The organism is Candidatus Tisiphia endosymbiont of Temnostethus pusillus (genome assembly GCF_964264675.1).
In the GTDB taxonomy this organism is placed as follows: Bacteria; Pseudomonadota; Alphaproteobacteria; order Rickettsiales; family Rickettsiaceae; genus Tisiphia.
Map to the genome: position 1 here is coordinate 1,130,857 of NZ_OZ183472.1, position 18,932 is coordinate 1,149,788.

The following is an 18,932-nucleotide window of genomic DNA, read 5'->3' on the forward strand; positions in this document are numbered from 1 at the left end:
GCCGTGTAATAGCCTTAAAATAGATAAATAGGGGTATCTATGATAAACCACTTGATAAAGTTACTCTTGCTACGAGTTAAAACAATTATTTTTACAATAAGCAAAAATTATTAATGCTGAAAAAGAAATGTTACACTTGGCTCTAATACTGAGGTTACTTGGATAATTTAATGCAAACTCAACTTGACTCGTCCAGTATTTAATCTATCTCTGAATGCATAATACTTTTATCAAAGGGAAAAATATGCCAGACAAAGCAACAAAATCAATAATTTTAGTTCGTGTTTCAACAAGGGAGCAAGAAGAAGGGTATTCAATTGAAGCTCAAAAATATAGATTAGTAGAATATTGCCAACGTAAAAATCTTGAAGTTATCGAAACTTTTGAAATTATCGAATCTTCAAGCAGAGGTGATCGCAAACAATTTAAAAAGATGATCAAATTTGCTAAAAGCCATAGAGAAACAATTGCTATAGTTGCTGATAAAGTAGATCGAGTACAAAGAAGAATCTCAGAAATTTCATTACTAGAAGAACCAATAAAAGCTGGTAAGATAGAATTACATTTTAGAACAGAAGGTTACATAATAGATAAAGATTCTCAGTCTCATGCAAAGCTAATGTGGGGGATGAACGTATTGATGGCACAATCTTACGTTGATAGTTTAAGTGATAACGTTAAAAGAAGCCTAGATCATAAATTGCGTAAAGGAGAGTGGATAGGACCAGCCCCTCTTGGTTACCTAAATAGTCGAGATGAAAGAGGAAACAGTATAGTAATTCTCGATCCTGTAAGAGGTTCTATCATAAAAAAACTCTTTGAAGAATATGCAACAGGAATGTATACTCTTAATTATTTGACTGAAAAAGCTAAGGAGCTTGGTCTTAGAAGCAAAAACAATTGCTACGTCAATAAAACAGTAGTGCATCGAATGATCCAACAACCATTTTATTACGGTGAAATGAGAGTAAAAGGAGAGATGTGGTCACATGGTTACCAAGCAATTATAACAAAAGAGACTTTTATGGCATGTAAAGATGTACGTTTAGGGTGGAAGAAGAAGCCTTTTAAATATGGTGGTAAGGATTTTCTTTTTAGAGGATTAATCACCTGTGCAGTAACTGGTAAAGTTGTAACAGCTGAAACTCACAGCAAAACATATTCAGATGGCAAAGTGGACGAATGGACTTATTTAGGTACATGGGATTCAAAGAATCCAAACAAAAAGATTTATGTAAGAGAAGATGAGGTTTTAAAGCAGGTAGAAGAGGTTTTTAAAAGAATAGGTATAAGAGACCCAGAAATGCTAAAAGAGACTCTAGCCTATTTAAAAAACACAAATGAGCTAAAGAAAGATGAGCATGGGCAAGCAACAGCTGCTTTAAAGAAAGAACATACCGAAAATGAGAATAGATTAAATTCATTAATAGATTTGCGACTCAATGGAGAACTTAGCACAGAAGAATTTCAAAGAAAAAAACAACAATTAAAAGATCGCCAATATGAAATTGCTCGTTTAATTAAAGTTTATGAGGAAGCAGACGATAAATTTACTGATACCGCTACAACGCTAATAACTCTAGCATCTGAAGCCTATGAAACTTTTAAAGGTTCTGAAATGCCCCAAAAACGCAAAATGATAAATTTCGTATTTCAGAACCTCAAACTAAGGGGCAAAAAACTTGAGACCTCTCTACGTTTCCCGTTCGATATTTTTGAAAAAACGACAACTTGTACCGAATGGCGGGGCGTAGTGGACAATTTCAGAACCACAACAGACATAAAATTACTGGTTATTCAAGCCATTACACTCTATTATTAGGGTTCATTAACTTGGTATTGTAGTTCCATATTCTTACCGCAGAAAGCCATAGAGATTTTGAGTATTTGCTTAACATATTGATACTGTCTTATTTTTATATCATATTGTTTATCTATAATCTGCTTTAAGCCCATTTTAGCTACTGAGGCTAAATCTTCTGCATTTTTAGCTATTTTATACTCAATAATAATTGCCTTATCCCCTTTACCAACCTTGGGGATCATGATTACATCAGGGCGTCCATCACCTGATTCTTGCTCACTTGATATTATATAGCTCGGTGCTAGCATATTAACAATCCCTAGCATAAAGCCACTATAAAATAACTCTGCCTTTTTCTCCCCTACCTGATGAAAACTAGTGCTACTGTGCAGCAACTCCTGCATTCTTTGTTTAAACTCCTCTATTTTACCAGCTGGCAGTAAGCTCATTAGCGGATAATATAATGAGCTATCCATTTGTAATTGTTTGCCAAGCCATTGTAGTAATCGAGTTTCATAAATAAATTTTACTTCTTCATTTGGAGCCGCTAATTCAAAAATATTTCTTGTCGGTTCAACAGCAGTAGGATTCAAATAACCACTAAATAATAATAAGCTAAACAAACCTGAACGCGAACTAATATCAGCAAAACTTATCTGTTTCATAATAGGAGCAATAATAGCCCTGCCAGCAGCTAATAGCTGAATATCCTGTTGCATCTCATCCGACAACAAGACATTATCAATCCAGCCAGTTCCTCCACTGTCAATCCAATAATAATCAAGCTCACCTTCACTCGCTAAACACCGCATGATTGACCAAGGATTATAGATAATCTCACCACCAAATTTATAACCATTATACCAACTCTTAATTTTTTCTGGACTAGTAGTAAGTGGCACTTTAGTTAACAACTCATCCATTTCTGTCTGGGTAAATCCATAACTCATCGCAAATTTCTTATCTAATAAACTATATTCACTAACATTATTTAGCCCGGAAAACAACTCAGCTTTAGCAATCCGTAAAATTCCTGTAATAACTCCCCGTTCAATTGGTAATTCTTGATCGCCAGTTTCCTTTTTAAAGGTAGATTTCATGATGCCACGAAAAATTTCTAACACTTTCTGAAATTCTGCCTCATTAGTACCAAACCACCGGTAAGCACTATTAATGGGCGTATCATATTCATCAATCAATACCCAAGGCTTTTTATTGTAATGTTTGTATAGCAAGTGGCTTAAAATAGCCAAACTATTTTTGATATTGTCTAGAGTTACTTCCTCAAATAAATAGCGATTGAAATCTGCACGTTCATCTGCTGCAAGCTTATCACTATTAGCTAAATATCTATGTGACTGAAATAATTTCCGTAACTGGCTTTTTACACCTTGTTCAATATCGTGATAGCTTGAACCTTCCACGCTTTTAAAGGTGATGAATATTACGGGGAATTGACCTTGATATTCCAAAATAATATATGGATACTCAGCTATTTTGAGCTTTTGAAGTAATTTTTTTCTACCAGTTGCAAGTCCTAAATCTATTTCTCCACCTGTAAATAATTTGATATTGTTCTGATGCTCTAATGATAAGGGATTGCCATGCTCATCTATTTCTATTTCAAAGAATCTCCTAATCATATCCATGTTCAAGCTCTTTCCCCAACGTCTTGGTCGAGTAATTAGAGTCACCGCTCCATTATCCTCTAGCAATTCTTTGATCATTAGGCTTTTGTCAACAAATACATCGCTGTTTAATAATAACGTTTTAAAGTCATCAGTGCCAACAAACATCTTTGGTTGATAATTAATATTATTTTTATTCTTTTTTTCTGTCATTGTTTTTACTGTTCTCTACTAACTATAATACCATTATACACCTTTTTTATTGTACACTAATAGCAATTAGCAAAATTTTTGCTAATCATACTATTTTTTCTCAATATTGAAAATCAAGCCTTAACTTTTGCACTCTAGTCAAAATTAATTAATTTGTATGTCCTTCTGCACCTAATAGAGGTGGACTCTCATTTTAGGTATTATTATATTTTTAGATATTAATTCGTTTTCTTTATTAATTATATTATTCCAAACATTTTCATTCTATAAAATTTAGGATTTTCAATAATTATTCAAGGACTAGGTAAATCCTGATTTGTTTTAGATAAATCAATATCAGCAAGCAAGTTCACATCTATGTCAATATTATCATTAGTGCTAGTACTGGGGTTAGTTGCGGATGAATCAACAGTTACCTCAACACTATTAGAAAGTAATGACAATAGTTCAGGACAATGTTCTGTAGCATAATCTATCACTGTTTTGTTAGCTTTATCCTTAATTGTCATATCATATAGTTGACGAAATTCTTTTATTATTTCCAGCTTAGTTTCTGAGGTAATATTTTTTCTATCTAATAAACAGTGTACAGGTGTCTTGCCTTCATCATTTTTGGCATTAATCTCAGCTCCATACTGCAATAATAACTTAATATCTTCTTTGTTACCTGTGTAATGTGCCATATGCATCGAAGTATTCCTAGGGTGGGGTTCATCTTTTAGGCTTTCCTGATACTTCTCAATCGCCTGATCATATTGCCCCTTATCCGCATAAGCAATTCCTAGGTTATATAAAGACATAGTAATATCTGGGTGGGGTTCATCTTTATAGATGAGTTTCCTCATTTCTAGACTTTTCTGATGATACTCAATCGCCTGATCATATTGCCCCTTATTATAATAAGCAACTCCTAGGTTATTTAAAGAATCCGCAATATCTAGGTGGGGTTCATCTTTATAGATGAGTTTCCTCATTTCTAAACTTTCCTGATACTTCTCAATCGCCTGATCATATTGCCCCTTAGAGTCATAAGCATTTCCTAGGTTATTTAAAGAACCCGCAATATCTAGGTGGGGTTCATCTTTATAGATGAGTTTCTTTATCTTTAGACTTTCCTGATACTTCTCAATCGCCTGATCATATTGCCCCTTAGAGTCATAAGCATTTCCTAGGTTATTTAAAGAAGCCGCAATAGCTGGGTGGGGTTCATCTTTATAGATGAGTTTCCTCATTTCTAGACTTTCCTGATACTTCTCGATCGCCTGATCATATTGCCCCTTAGAGTCATAAGCTAATCCTAGGTTATTTAAAGAACCCGCAATATCTGGGTGGGGTTCATCTTTATAGATGAGTTTCATCATTTCTAGACTTTCCTGATACTTCTCAATCGCCTGATCATATTGCTCTTCAGCCGCATAAGCAATTCCTAGGTTATTTAAAGAATCCGCAATATCTGGGTGGGGTTCATCTTTATAGATGAGTTTCTTTATCTTTAGGCTTTCCTGATACTTCTCAATCGCCTGATCATATTGCCCCTTAGCTTGATAAGCTAACCCTAGGTTATTTAAAGAATCCGCAATATCTAGGTGGGGTTCATCTTTATAGATGAGTTTATTTATCTTTAGGCTTTCCTGATACTTCTCAATCGCCTGATCATATTGCCCTTTATTTCTATAAGCTTCTCCTAAATTATTTAAAGAAGCCGCAATAGCTGGGTGGGGTTCATCTTTATAGATGAGTTTATTTATCTTTAGGCTTTCCTGATACTTCTCAATCGCCTGATCATATTGCCCCTTAGCATAATAAACAGCTCCTAAATTATTTAAAGAATCCGCAATATCTGGGTGGGGTTCATCTTTATAGATGAGTTTCCTCATTTCTAGACTTTCCTGATACTTCTCAATCGCCTGATCATATTGCCCCTTATTATAATAAGCAACTCCTAGGTTATTTAAAGAATTCGCAATATTTGGGTGGGGTTCATCTTTATAGATGAGTTTCCTCATTTCTAAACTTTCCTGATACTTCTCAATCGCCTGATCATATTGCTCTTCAGCCGCATAAGCATTTCCTAGGTTATTTAAAGACATAGCAATAGCTGGGTGGGGTTCATCTTTATAGATGAGTTTCATCATTTCTAGACTTTCCTGATACTTCTCAATCGCCTGATCATATTGCCCCTTAGCATAATAAACAGCTCCTAAATTATTTAAAGAATCCGCAATATCTGGGTGGGGTTCATCTTTATAGATGAGTTTCTTGATCTTTAGGCTTTCCTGATACTTCCCAATCGCCTGATCATATTGCCCCATAACATCATAAGCAGTTCCTAACATATCCATTAAACTTAAATGCCTTTGTAAATTATTTTGACTTAATGGTGTTTTTAATGCCTCTTCTAATTTGCTTTGTGCTGCTTTATATTGCAACAATCTGTAATGGACAAGCCCTTGATTGCCTAGATTATTTTCATAAAAATTATCTTGCTGAAAGAATTGTTGTTTGCTTGTTTCATCTAATTCTTCATATTGGTCACAGAAATCCTGTAGTCTGCTATGCAATGGTAGGGCAGTATAAAAATATTGAAACAATCCACCGTCTTCTTGTAGATCGTCTTCAGGTAAATGGAATATTTGTTTTGCTTGCTCTTTAATTGCCGATTCATTTTCAGCAGGTTTAGCAAATATCGACATATCTTCTATTTGAGCTTGATGGTGCAGATAGGTCTTTAGTCTTAAAGTAGTAGCAAAAGTTATCGCGTTCTTTAGATTGCTTGCTGCTTCTACACTGATCACTCCTGTACTTGCTAATTTATCTACCGTATCCCAGCTACTGTCCTCTATTATACCATAATATAAACCAAGATTGTACACCATCCGATCAGGCAACCTATAAATTTCCTGTTTAACATCAAATAATCTGCCTTTTGCATCATCTAAGTTAGGTTTGAATTTATCTAAATCACCTTTAAATACACTTTCTTTAGATTTAAAACTAGATGTTTGTGAAAGATAGTCAATTTCTACCGTACCTTCCTCTAGTAACTTCAAGGCTCTTATCTGACAATTTAATTTATCTTGTGAGTCGTCTACATTTTTGTTTAAAAACTCCGTTACGTTGTTTTGATAATTTTGTACTATTTGTTTATCACCATACACATAGCAAACTTTTTCTAATATATGCGGCAGATTTTTATCTATATGGCTTGCCCAATGTTGCTCATTACGTACATAAGTCATCATCCCATCTACTGTTTGTACTAAATCATATTCTTTATCCTGATCTATTCTGCCAAGTGGGGTTTTCCCTCCTAAATCCAAGTTTACTGCCCTATGTACTAAGTGGCTCATATCTAAACCATATCTATTAGTTGGAATTATGCTTTCTCCTAAATTGATTACCTTAAAATTTACCAAGTGGCTTAGGTTTTTGAAATACTCCCTAACCTTAGGATCATCACTTTGTTGGTAATCCTCATTATCGGTAAGAATAGCAAATTCTAAATCTGAATATGGCGTCATTTGCTGCAATGCCATCGAACCAAGTCCTATGACTGCATATTTACAAGGTGGTGGTATAGTTAGTGTCTTTTCACTATCACTGTATAATTTAGCCAAAAACTTTTGCATTATATTAGCAGTGTCTTCAAACAATTCTCTTGCAGTTTTTATATATAATTCCTGATACTTTTGTTTTTCTTCTTGGTTATCAGCATTTGCCTTTTGTTGATAATTTTTTTCTATCATTTCCATATTTAGATCAGCTCTGAGTCGCAATTTGTATAATAGAAGTTTATTACTCACTGCTTCTTCCATAACAACAGGCATTTTCTCTTTGTCTCCACCAATTGCTGAGAATATTAGCTGTTGTATGTCGGCTAATTGTTGATATGGGTCTACCAGTTCTTGTTTGATAAATGCATTTTTACTCTCAGCACTTAGCTTTTCATCTAGTATAGTAATAACATATTGGCAGAATACTGCAGCCTCGTTGTAATATTTCAGCTCACCACTTAACTCTCCTAGTTTGGTGGTTAAATACCCTAAATCTGTCAGGACTATTACTAAATCCTTTAGCTCTTCTTGAGTTTTCTTATAAGCTAGTTGTCGAATAAATGGTTTATAATGTCCTACCTCTATTTGTTTTAATTGGGCAATTTTATCTATGTCACTTGTATCTTTCGCACTTACTATCTGTTGTACTTTCTCTCTTGTTTGCTCTATTGTTAGTACTGGAATCTCTTGTATAGGGAGTGTAGATGTGTCCTCTAAGTCAATGTCAGTCTTTCTAAGTGTCACTCGTTCTTTAAAGAGCTGATAAACCCGATCTTCTTCTCCAAGTTTCTCCTGTAGAAAAGTAAGCTGTGACAAACGTAACTGTTCTGCACCTTGCGGATAAGGTGATGATATGTTAAGGCTGCTATCGGTTATCCTTTTTATGAGTTCATCAGCAACAATTATGCCGCAAGATGTATCATCTGACATAGTTTGTCTTGCATTGGAAAAAGGACTTGGTTGGGTGGTTATTGATATTACCTGCAAACCACTTTCTTCTATTCTCTTTTGTAAAGCGGTATTGAGTACAGCAAAATTTTCCTGTGATAACTTGCCACCACCGTAAGGATTGTGAGTGTATATTACCACTGAGACATTATCGCATTTCTTATCAATAATAATTTCTCCAGTAAGCCAGTGGATATTAGTTATGTTATAAGGAAATAATATTTTGGCTTTACAATTTTCTTCTAATAACATTACTGGCATTAATTCATCAAAGACATCCTTCCGATCATCTCTCTTCTTAGGCTCAGGAGCAGGTTGTTTTGATTTATCAAAGAAAAAATCTAATGGAAGCTTGCCGACACTATCTATAGCTCCCGAATATAGAACGTAACAAGGATTGTTTTCTGTCCCGAATTTGTTGTTAAGAAGAAATTTATGTTCATTTTTGAATCCCCCAAGACCGTATCTGATGACATTATTAACGTAGCTATCAATATCTCCTTCACTGTAAAGATATTCAGAGTTTATTCTAGAATTTTTTGACATTTTACACCTAGCTTATTTAGTTAAAAATATAATAGGCTCATCAATAGGGGCATTTGAACTTTGAGAGTCCATATTTAACCTGTATGCAAATAATTCTCTAGAACTTTAGTAAAATAAGCTCAAATGCCCATAGCTTCTTTATCTCTATATTTATCACTCAATATTAGAATGAGCTGCTCCCATTAATTTCGGTAGTACTTCTATATCTTCTGTATTCTCTGCTAAATTAACCAATAAACTTGTTGAGCTTATTGGTACTGTGACAGCATTTGCACTCATATTAAATTCAACGTCACTTTCATATTTGATGTTTCTACCTAGTATCTTATTTATTTCATCCCTAGCTATTTTATGTGCTAATATAGAGCTTAATAACTTATATCTTTAGATCTAGATTGAGAGAATCGAGCATAGAATAAGTACCCTCTTATCGTTAAGTTTGCTTTGAACAAATTGCAGAAGGTGCTGGAAGCAGCAGCCTTGCACAATAATACGAAATAGATTATATCATGAGTAAAATAATAGGTCTAGATGTAAGTAAAAAATGGTTTGATGATTCATGTATTTGGGAAATTATCGGTTGCTTTCTTTTTGTTAAAACTCAGATTGAGCTCTTAATTGGCATTCAATAATAATTATATTGGTCCTAGTGGGAGTTTTAAACTTTGTAAAGCTTTAGAACTTAATAGTACTCTAACCGAAATAACGCTTAATGGCACTTTGTTGTATCATAATGAGGCAGAGGAGCTTGTAAAAAGTTTAAAGAATAAAAAGATTGTCAGCAAAATAATGTTAAGTTTTTATGACCACGAAAAATATGATATTAATTCTAATTATCCTAAACTATCAGAGTTATTAATCGAGGCTTTAAGAGATAACTACATAGAATAAATATAAACTAGATATAGATTTCTCTACTTTTTCAGTTAGTCTTGATATTGTTATTTTCTTAAAGACTAACTGAAAATTTGATTTCTTGGTATTATTAACGTCATTGCCAATTCTACTTACTTAACAAAGTTCAGATAAAAAATCTAAAATAATTAGCCCCTAACTATAACAATAAATTTACCCACTGTCTCCGTTTTACCGCTGTTCTATCGAATTTCAAAAAAAATACTCTAGGTGCTAAAACTTCTCTGGACTCTACTAGTGATTAGGGTAGTATATTAGTAGTGACCCACGTGGTGTGGTGTTCAAGCACCGAGGTTAGAAGCAAAGAATCGCAAAATTTTTAAATCTAACCTCAGTGTCTATTGTTTATAGTCAAAAAACAGGAGTTAATTCTATGTCGAGTGATATTGAAAATCAACAACAAAATAATAAACAAGATAAATTAACAAGTGATATTTCTTTTGAACTAGAACAAGCTGTGTTAAAACTGATTAATAATTTAGACAAAATAAACCTTGCACATATCAATCTACTTAACATAGCTTTGGAAAATGCTTTAGAAAATAATAAAACGCTAACTCACATAAATCTTCGTAATAGTAACATTGACGATGAAGGAGCAAAGATAGTTGCGAAGTTTTTGCAAAACAACAATATAGTAACCACAATAGATTTAAGCAACAACAATATTAGCTGTGAAGGAGTAAGTCACCTTGTCCCAGTGTTAAAGAGTAATAATACTTTGGACGAAATGAACCTTGCAGATAATTATATTAACGATCTAGGAGCAGACATACTAGCCAAATTTTTAGCAAATAATAGGACTCTCAAGCGAATACATCTCGATAATAATCATATTGGTCCTAGTGGGAGTTTTAAACTTTGTAAAGCTTTAGAACTTAATAGTACTCTAACCGAAATAACGCTTAATGGCACTTTGTTGTATCATAATGAGGCAGAGGAGCTTGTAAAAAGTTTAAAGAATAAAAAGATTGTCAGCAAAATAATGTTAAGTTTTTATGACCACGAAAAATATGATATGAATTCTAATTATCATAAACTATTAGAGTTATTAACTGAGACTTATAATAACTACATAGAATAAATATAAACTAGATATAGATTCCACTACTTTTTCAGTTAGTCTTGTATTGTTATTTTCCTGAAGACTAACTGAAATCTAAATTTATTGGTTTTATTACCGATCTTACTTACCTTAGCAAATTTCAGATAAAAAATCTAAAATAACCAACTCAAAAGGAGTCTTGTACAAGTTCAATCTACCTTGTCAAGCAGTTTATATTATTACAAAAACATTAAATATTTCCAATATATCTGTAATTTTTGCCTTTTTAAATAAAGAAGTATTTTTATTAAATTTCCTAACCCATTTTCACGCTTGCAGTTATTATTACAAATTACTTTTAATAAAGTAATTTGTAATATTTTTAACTTACTACCAGTTCAATAAAATTATAGCTACTTTTCCTTAAATTTATATAGTTCGTTTATTTTACAATCAATTAATATTTTCCACCTATAGCTATTTTTTAGATAAACCATTTTCTTTTTTTACCTCTCTTTTCTTCACCCACCTACCTTACCTAAATAACCCACTTAAGGAGCATTCTGCTGCCTATATAAAGCTTGCCAATAAAATAAACTATGTAGTTACAAGTTAGGTTTTAGCATTTGCTTTTGAAATCCCTCTACCCGCACTTGGGCAAACTAGGTAAACCTAGTTTGCCTGCGCTCAAAGATTCGGTTCTTGTCATTGCTATTACCCAAAACTTACAGCTTATAGCGGTAATAGCAATGGCAATATGTCACTGTAATAAATCAGAAGTACGAAGAAGCAAAGGACAAAATGCAGTTGCAGCAAGTAGCTATATTTCAAGAAGTAAATTGCAGTTTTTTACAACTGACCGTAAAACAGGAGAAAAACGTACTGTTACCTATAATTTTAGCAGCAAGAAAGGACTTGTTCATAGCGTAATTCTAGCCCCAGAGGGTTCTCCTAGTTGGGTGTATGATAGACAAGAATTATGGAATAGAGCAGAAAGTAGCGAAACAAGAAAAAATGCTGAAACCGCTAGAAAGCTAACCATAGCCTTACCAAAAGAATTAACTCAACAACAGAATACTGAACTGACCGAACACTTTGCTTCTGAGTGCCTAGTTAGCCATGGCATGATAGCAGATATAAACATTCATTATGACAATCCAAATAATCCTCATGTCCACATTCAGATGACTACTAGAAAACTACTACGTTTAGAAAATGGTGAAGTAATTTTTGGTGAAAAAGGACGTGATTGGGGAAGAAGAAATTTTTTATATTATTATCGAGAAAATGTAGCCTATTTCATCAACCAATATTTAGAAAAATATGGTCATTTAGCTAAGGTATCACATTTATCGCATAAAGCAAGAGGAATTGATTTAATACCGACTATCCATGAAGGAACAGCACATTATATACAAGACTCAAAATTAAGGTTAATAAATGAACAAATACTAAAAGAAAATGCTACCAAGATTAGAGAAGATATAGAATTAGTTTTTCAGAAATTATCAATTAACAAGCCAGTTTTTACTAAGGAAGAAATTGCTATAGCATTAGCCGATACGTTAGCTATAGATTTGGAGCTAGGTCAAGCAGAAAAACAAATGGGAAATAGTGCAAATGGTAGTATTGATAAGCAAAAATTTCAACAAAATTTAAGAGAGCTAAGCAAGCAATTAGTACAAGAGAATATTCAGGAAGATATTGCTATAGATACAACTATTGTAACAGAGCCTAGTAGTAAGCAAGATAGCGGCGTACCTAGTACGGAAGATACTATTAATATTGCTACTATTAGTAGCGTTGACAATAGCAGTGATAATAGTGTTACTGATAATAATAGTCCAGTATTATCAGATATAGAACTATTGAATCAAGAATATTCTACTGAATTTATGTTGCTCTATAGTAAATTGCTGGCGTCTGATAAGATTAGTTTAATAAATCCTAGTGATTTAAAAGGTCGTACCTTATACGCATTAACCAAAAGGGTAGAGTTAGAGCAAAGATTTATTGGGATAGTAGAGGAGTTACAGCATAGTGAGAAACATAATCTGTCTATTGATGATAGAGCAATAGATAAGATTTCTATAGGGAAGAAATTAATTGCCACTATTCGACAAGTTGGTATTGCTGTGCAGGAAATAGTAAACAACAAAACAGGGCTAAAGATAGAGTTAATTGATAAACAATGCAAGCCTTTAACAAATGAGCAACGTAAGGCAGTAAGAGAAATTGTCAATGGTAAAGATATCAGCGTATTAGAAGGATATCCTGGAACTGGTAAGACTTTTGTCATGCGGGAGATAGTATGTCAATATAACAAGGCGGGTTACAGGGTAATAGGAACAGCCCCAAGTAGTACCGCTGCACAAGTTCTAGCAAGTAGTACGGGTATTGAATCAAAGAATACAGCACTACTGCGTAAAGAATGGCAAGAAGCTAAGGAACAAACGTTTGAGTTAATGCTGCGTTCTGATTATTATAAGGAAATAGAATATCAACATCAAGGCAGAATAGAGACTAGTTTGAGTTTGTATAAAAATATTAGTGGAGAGTTAGATGATAAGACCATATTAATCATAGATGAAGCTAATATGGTCGAGTTGGCAAATATGGACTATTTACTAAGTACAGTATTAAAGTCAGGGTCAAAAGCGATAATAGTGGGTGATAATAATCAGTTTGCTGCAGTTGGTATGGCTGGGGCTTTTAAGAAGATTTGTACTGTTGCAAAGGTAAGTACATTAACTGAAGTGATGCGTCATAAACACCAAGACGACTGGACTATGAGACTACAAAGGGAAGCTACCAAGCTAATGGGTCTTTATAAGATAGAAAAAGCATTAGAGATTTATCAAGGGCTTGGAGTATTGAATATTTATGACAATGTACAAGTAACTAAAGAAGCGTTAGTAACAGATTATATTAATGAGTATTTAGAGCAAGCCAAGAATTTAGCTAGAGATGATTTAGTGTCGATTAGGTCGATAGTAATAGGTGCTTATACTAATGTGGCTGTGAATTATTTTAACATACAAGTTAGAGAGAAGTTAAAACATGCTGGTATTTTAAAGGGACTGAGTGGTAATTTTAAATCTGGTCATGAGATGATAGAATTGCTGCGAGGTGAGCAAATAGTTTTTACCAGTAACAAGGCAGAATATAAGGGGTTTAATGGAGTACTAAATGGCGAGGTAGCAACAGTTATAGATTTTAATAGGCCTGATAATTTTGGTCATGGCTGCGTGCAATTGCTAGTACATAAAGCAGATGGCAGTAAGAAGATAGTCAAGATTGATACATCTGACCCACTATATCCTGTTCAATTTCAATATGGTTATGCAGTTACTGGATATAAGCTAGAAGGTGAGACAGTGGACTATATGAAAATATACCATGAAGCTATTATGGGTTATGAAGCATTTAACGTGTTGATGAGTAGGTTTAGATATGAGGTAAAACTGTATGGAGCTAGAGATGTATTAGAAGATATAGTTTATAGAAGAGTGGAAGAAGATGCGGCAAAAGGACGGGAACGGTTTAGTATAGAATCATATACCTATAAGGTATCAGGTGGAAAAGATTCAAAGTTAGTTAGGGAAGAAATACCTACTTGGTATATTGGTTTAATGTTAGGGATCAGTAGAAGAGTAGATAATAATTTAGCAATTGATTACCGTAAGCTTGATAATTTAACCCCTAATCAACAAGTAATTAAGAATTATTTAGACTCTAGACGAGAAGTATTTGATTTACGTGGTAAGATGCAAGAATGGCGAGAGCGTCGAGAAATGCCTATTAAACTAGTTGGACTATGTATGCTATTTAAGCAAAGTGCTAATGTCGAGATACAGAATGTTAGAGAAATTATTATAGACCCGTATGATTTAATATTTAATAGAGAGGTTGATGAAAAGATTGATAGTAAAGACACCAATAGTAAAAAAATATTATGGGCAACATTATCAAAAGAGAAGCGTAATCAGCTTATTTGGCAATATCTGTCAGAGTATGATAGGGAGGAACTAGAAACTATCTATAAGGAACTACAAGAAGCAAAGGCGAAGTTGCAAAAACATGCTAAAATTATTTGTGATAATTATCATGGTAGTGTCAGTATTAAAGACGCAGGAGGTAGCGATGTTAAGGATCAAGTAAGGATGGGTGATAGACTTATCCAGCTTAATTTAAATTATCAGACAATCCAAAAACATGCCGGCTATTCAACTTATAAATACTTCTTGAACAACATCAATCAAGGAGCAACATTAATTACAAATAATCATTGGGGACAAATGATGGAGATTTATCATGGTTTGCATTCCACCCAAAATGATAGTACCGACTCCTTAAATAATACAAACTTGATAAATATCTTTACCACTAATTTGGCTAATCTCAATGAATTTATTACTGAAACCAAGCTGTTACTAAAAGAGAGAACTGAACTATTAGAAAAGACTAGTATAGAGCATCAAGAGATAAAAAAAGAACTAGCAGAAATAATTACTTATCGGGAAAAATTATTCCCTGAATTCTTAAGTCGTATATATAAAACTCCTGTATCAAAAATACTGCAGAAATGGCAAGATTTGTTAGTAGAATGCCGGTATGAGCAATTAGCAGATACCATTTCTAAAGTAAAGAAAAATCCTAAATTACTGGGTAATTTTAGAGGTATTGGCTTTGGTAACATTTTGGGTATTAGCCAGCGTCGGAAAGATGCTATTAACAATTTTGAGGTCATAGCTAAAAGGTTCAGAAATTATGAGCAAGGTGCAATTAAAGTACAAGAACTACAAAATAAACTAACAGCAGGAAACTATCCGAAGTTACTTGAGAGCTTATCAGCAGAAATAATGTCGTTAACTGATAGTTTGCCTAATAAATATGAACAGAGCTTTTTGGATCAGCTTTACCTTTTACAAAAAGAGGGAAAACTAACTATAGAAAATTTGGCGGCACTAGCAAAAGAAGATGATCTACAAGGGCTTATTTATGAATATTATAACTATATTAATGATGCAGAACTAGCTAAATTAGCCATATCCATCTCAGCTGATATTCAAGGTGAAGATCAGAAAGAAATAACTAGCAACAAAATAGAGGAAGCAAGAGAAGGTAAAGTTAGACTAGAAACTAACAAATATGATAGCATTAATGCAGCTAGGAATGAGAGATTAGACTTTAATGAAGTTATCCAAAGTTTGAGTGAATATAATTATCGTAATATTTTTGAAAGCTATGCTAGAAGGATTAATAGTGATGGCAAAAATTTTAAAAGGAGTGGTGCTGAGATTAGCCTTGGCAGTTTGAGTATGAATTTAAGGAAAGGATTATGGATTCGTCATAGTACTGGAGAGGGAGGCAATATATTTTCTTTTGTTCAGAAGGCTCTTAACTGCAGCAAATTAGAAGCATTAGAGCAAGTAGCCTTGATATCTGGTATTAGGGCTAGAGCAAATAATTATCATAATGATAACTACAGCAGCAATAAGCAACTACAAGAAAGTGATGGACATGAAAAGATAGTGACACACTTAATCAATGAATGGTATGCACAGCCTTACGTCTCTGAATCTGCACCTAAATTCGATCCTAATATTCACTTGGCTGGTATGCTGAAAAGTAATACTATTGCAGGCATCTATTATTACAGAAATGATAAGAGCCAGCTAATAGGTTTAACGGTTAGACTGATAAGTAACCAAGATGGAACGAAGCAAGTACTACCAGTGAGCTATTGCCAAAATGAATCATTAAATAAAGAAGCTTGGCGGTTAAAGGGTTTTAGTGATAATGGTTATAAACCGATCTATCATATAGAGAAAATAACAGATGAGCAAAAGAGTAAATTAAATACTACTATATTAATAGTGGAAGGTGAGAAGACCTGTGATAAAGCCCAAGAATTACTGCCCGAATATATTGTAGTATCTTGGTTGGGTGGTAGTAATTCGGCAGATAAAGCAAATTGGCAGCAATTGCGAGGTAGAAGAGTAGTTATTTGGCCTGATCATGATCAAGCCGGCATCAAAGCGGCTAGAACAATATGCCACATGATTAATAAGGCTAATGGTCATATTGGCAATGTAACTATCATTGACCCAAGTCAACTAGAGTTTAATGGTACTATCCATACCGACATCTTACTAGAGAAATGGGACTTGGCTGACCAATTACCAGTAGGTTGCAATATAGATAATATCAGGGAAGCTATCATAAATTGTCAGCAGCAAAATAGTTCCTTATCTTATAGTCAGTCTATGACTGCAAGACTACAACAATTACTACCACAGAAAGAACTAGCGATAGGAGAAAGAATATTGTGGCAAGCTAGAAGTAGCGGTATTATCCTTGCCATAGAATACATAAGACAAGAAGCTGCAAAAGAAGTCAGCTGGCAAGAGAAGCTTACCTCATCAGAAGCTAACTATTACATGAAATATGCTGAAACTACCAAAAAAGATGGGAGTAAACATGAATTTTTAGGAGTACAAGATAGCCTATACCGAGATACACTAGTTGCTATAGCCGCAAATAGCAAAATCAAAGATAAGGAATGGCTAGAATTACCAAAATTAATAGCAGAACTGCAACATGAGTACGAGCAAAAACAAAGAGCTTTAAGTTATGACAGTAGTGGTCGTAGTTTTGGTGATGATGATCATTATCAATCTTACATTACAAGTTTAGAATCTTATGGTACTGATAGGGTAGAACTATATCATATTATGGTCAGGGACGTAAACTTATTACATCAAGAACAATTAAGTGCTATAGGAGGTAGAACAATTAAAGCTCAGCAAAAAGCCACTAGGCAAAAAATATATGAGCAAATTAAAACTTATCAAGTAAGACCGGCGAGAAGTCAAGCAAGCAATAAACTAGACTATGATGATAAAGTAAAAATATCTAGTAAAATATATGATAGTCTTTGTAGTAGTAAATGGTGGCAAAGTTTAGTAGTAAAAGATCTAACCTACGTACAAAAACTACAGCAAAAAGTTCAAACAACACTGGCTAAGAATAATAGTTATGAGAGAAGAATAGAGGAGATAGTAGAAAAGTATAAAGAACAAAACCCTGAATTGATAAATAATGAATTAGTAAATAAATGGACTTTAGAGTTAGAAGAACTAAAAACATATAGTGCAGGTAGTTTAAGTGATATTATTAAGATAGGGGAGGAGAAAGGCTTAGAGCAAGCATTTAAAGAAACTGTTAGCATTAATGATGATAAAAATAGAGAATTAAAAATAGTACTTGAAGTATATAAAGATAGGGTAGATGAAATACAGAAATTTAATGATAAGTTAAATGTAGAAGATCTAAAACATCAAATAAAATCATTAAAATATGACGATATGGTAAAGGCGATAGATAAAATACGGATCGATAGTTTTAGAGGTTGGGTAATTCCGCAATTTAATAAAATAGAGAAGGAGCGGCAAGAATCACAAGAAGTTAATGGATTACTTAATGTACTTGAGCAAGAGAGGGATTTAAGTTTAAAGATAGGTAAGGAATATCAGAACTTAACTTATCGTGTATCAGAAAAGATGGAAGGAGAGAGTATCAATGATAAAAGGAGAGTATATGACTGTCAACCTGATTTATTAGAAAATATTAAAAGAGATAGTTTATATATAGCAAAACACAATTTATGGGAAAAAGAATTATTAATTAAGGAATTAAAGCGAGATACTTCGGAGCTAAAGGATAGAGTAGCACCATTAATGTTTAAATTCAGTCAGCAACATTGTAAGAAGCAAATTGAACAAAATCTAAAGGTAATAGAAAAACAAGGGATCTTAATTAAAGAAAATAAACAATTTAAGACCGTGCAAGATTATCTAAATGACTTAATGAATAATAAGGAAATGCAACCTTATATAAGCGGAACTGATTTTGAAATAATGCTAGTGGAAGGAATAAAAGATACAAAGAAAGTAGCTGTGCTAACAAGGCAATTATATAAAGAATGTCAAGCACATGTACTAAAAGAATTGAGTCCTGAAATACAAGAGCTTAAAGAACATGGGATGATAAAAATTAACAATAATACTTACGATGTAAAATCTTATTTAGAATATAGGATGAATGATAAGCTAATTGGTCCGTATTTGAAGAATACAGAAATAGAAAAAAGACTAACCAAGATATATAGACAGAAACAACAGCTAGAGCAGCAAAAACAATCAGAGTTAACACGGGAAAAAGATAATGTAATGAAGATGTAAATTAGTAGGGTATTGGCAAGCTGTTTTAAGTCG

The 18,932-nt window shown here is 33.4% G+C and carries 7 protein-coding genes; 4 read left to right on the top strand and 3 right to left on the bottom strand.

The genetic code is table 11. The annotated features are described in order from the left end of the window. Window positions 1-244 precede the first annotated feature (244 nt). Entirely contained in the window at window positions 245-1,822 is a 1,578-nt protein-coding gene (locus tag ACFEL2_RS05150; protein WP_375331677.1) for a recombinase family protein, read from the top strand. Here ACFEL2_RS05150 and ACFEL2_RS05155 read toward each other — a convergent pair. The 3 genes from ACFEL2_RS05155 to ACFEL2_RS05165 form a co-directional block, all read right to left on the bottom strand. Further along, window positions 1,819-3,645, bottom strand: coding sequence for an AAA family ATPase (locus ACFEL2_RS05155; RefSeq protein WP_341751185.1), 1,827 nt, complete (start codon window positions 3,643-3,645; stop codon window positions 1,819-1,821). The two genes, ACFEL2_RS05150 and ACFEL2_RS05155, sit on opposite strands and share 4 nt — an antisense overlap. Window positions 3,646-3,938: 293 nt before the next feature. After that, window positions 3,939-8,693, bottom strand: coding sequence for a tetratricopeptide repeat protein (locus ACFEL2_RS05160; RefSeq protein WP_375331678.1), 4,755 nt, complete (start codon window positions 8,691-8,693; stop codon window positions 3,939-3,941). A gap of 153 nt (window positions 8,694-8,846) precedes the next feature. Continuing rightward, the gene (locus ACFEL2_RS05165) at window positions 8,847-8,972 is read right to left on the bottom strand and encodes a hypothetical protein (RefSeq protein WP_341751187.1); all 126 of its coding nucleotides are present in this window, start codon (window positions 8,970-8,972) and stop codon (window positions 8,847-8,849) included. Window positions 8,973-9,311: 339 nt separating this feature from the next. Here ACFEL2_RS05165 and ACFEL2_RS05170 point away from each other — a divergent pair, with 339 nt between their 5' ends. The 3 genes from ACFEL2_RS05170 to ACFEL2_RS05180 all read left to right on the top strand — a co-directional run bounded on the left by ACFEL2_RS05170 (window position 9,312) and on the right by ACFEL2_RS05180 (window position 18,899). Next, window positions 9,312-9,584 carry a hypothetical protein gene (locus tag ACFEL2_RS05170; protein WP_375331679.1) on the top strand — a complete coding sequence of 91 codons (273 nt, stop codon included), beginning with the start codon at window positions 9,312-9,314 and terminating at the stop codon, window positions 9,582-9,584. A 397-nt stretch (window positions 9,585-9,981) separates the two neighbouring features. Continuing rightward, a complete protein-coding gene (locus ACFEL2_RS05175) occupies window positions 9,982-10,692 on the top strand; it encodes a hypothetical protein (protein ID WP_375331680.1) in 711 nt (236 codons plus the stop codon). Between the two features lie 638 nt (window positions 10,693-11,330). Then, window positions 11,331-18,899, top strand: coding sequence for a MobA/MobL family protein (locus ACFEL2_RS05180; RefSeq protein ID WP_375331681.1), 7,569 nt, complete (start codon window positions 11,331-11,333; stop codon window positions 18,897-18,899). Window positions 18,900-18,932 lie beyond the last annotated feature (33 nt).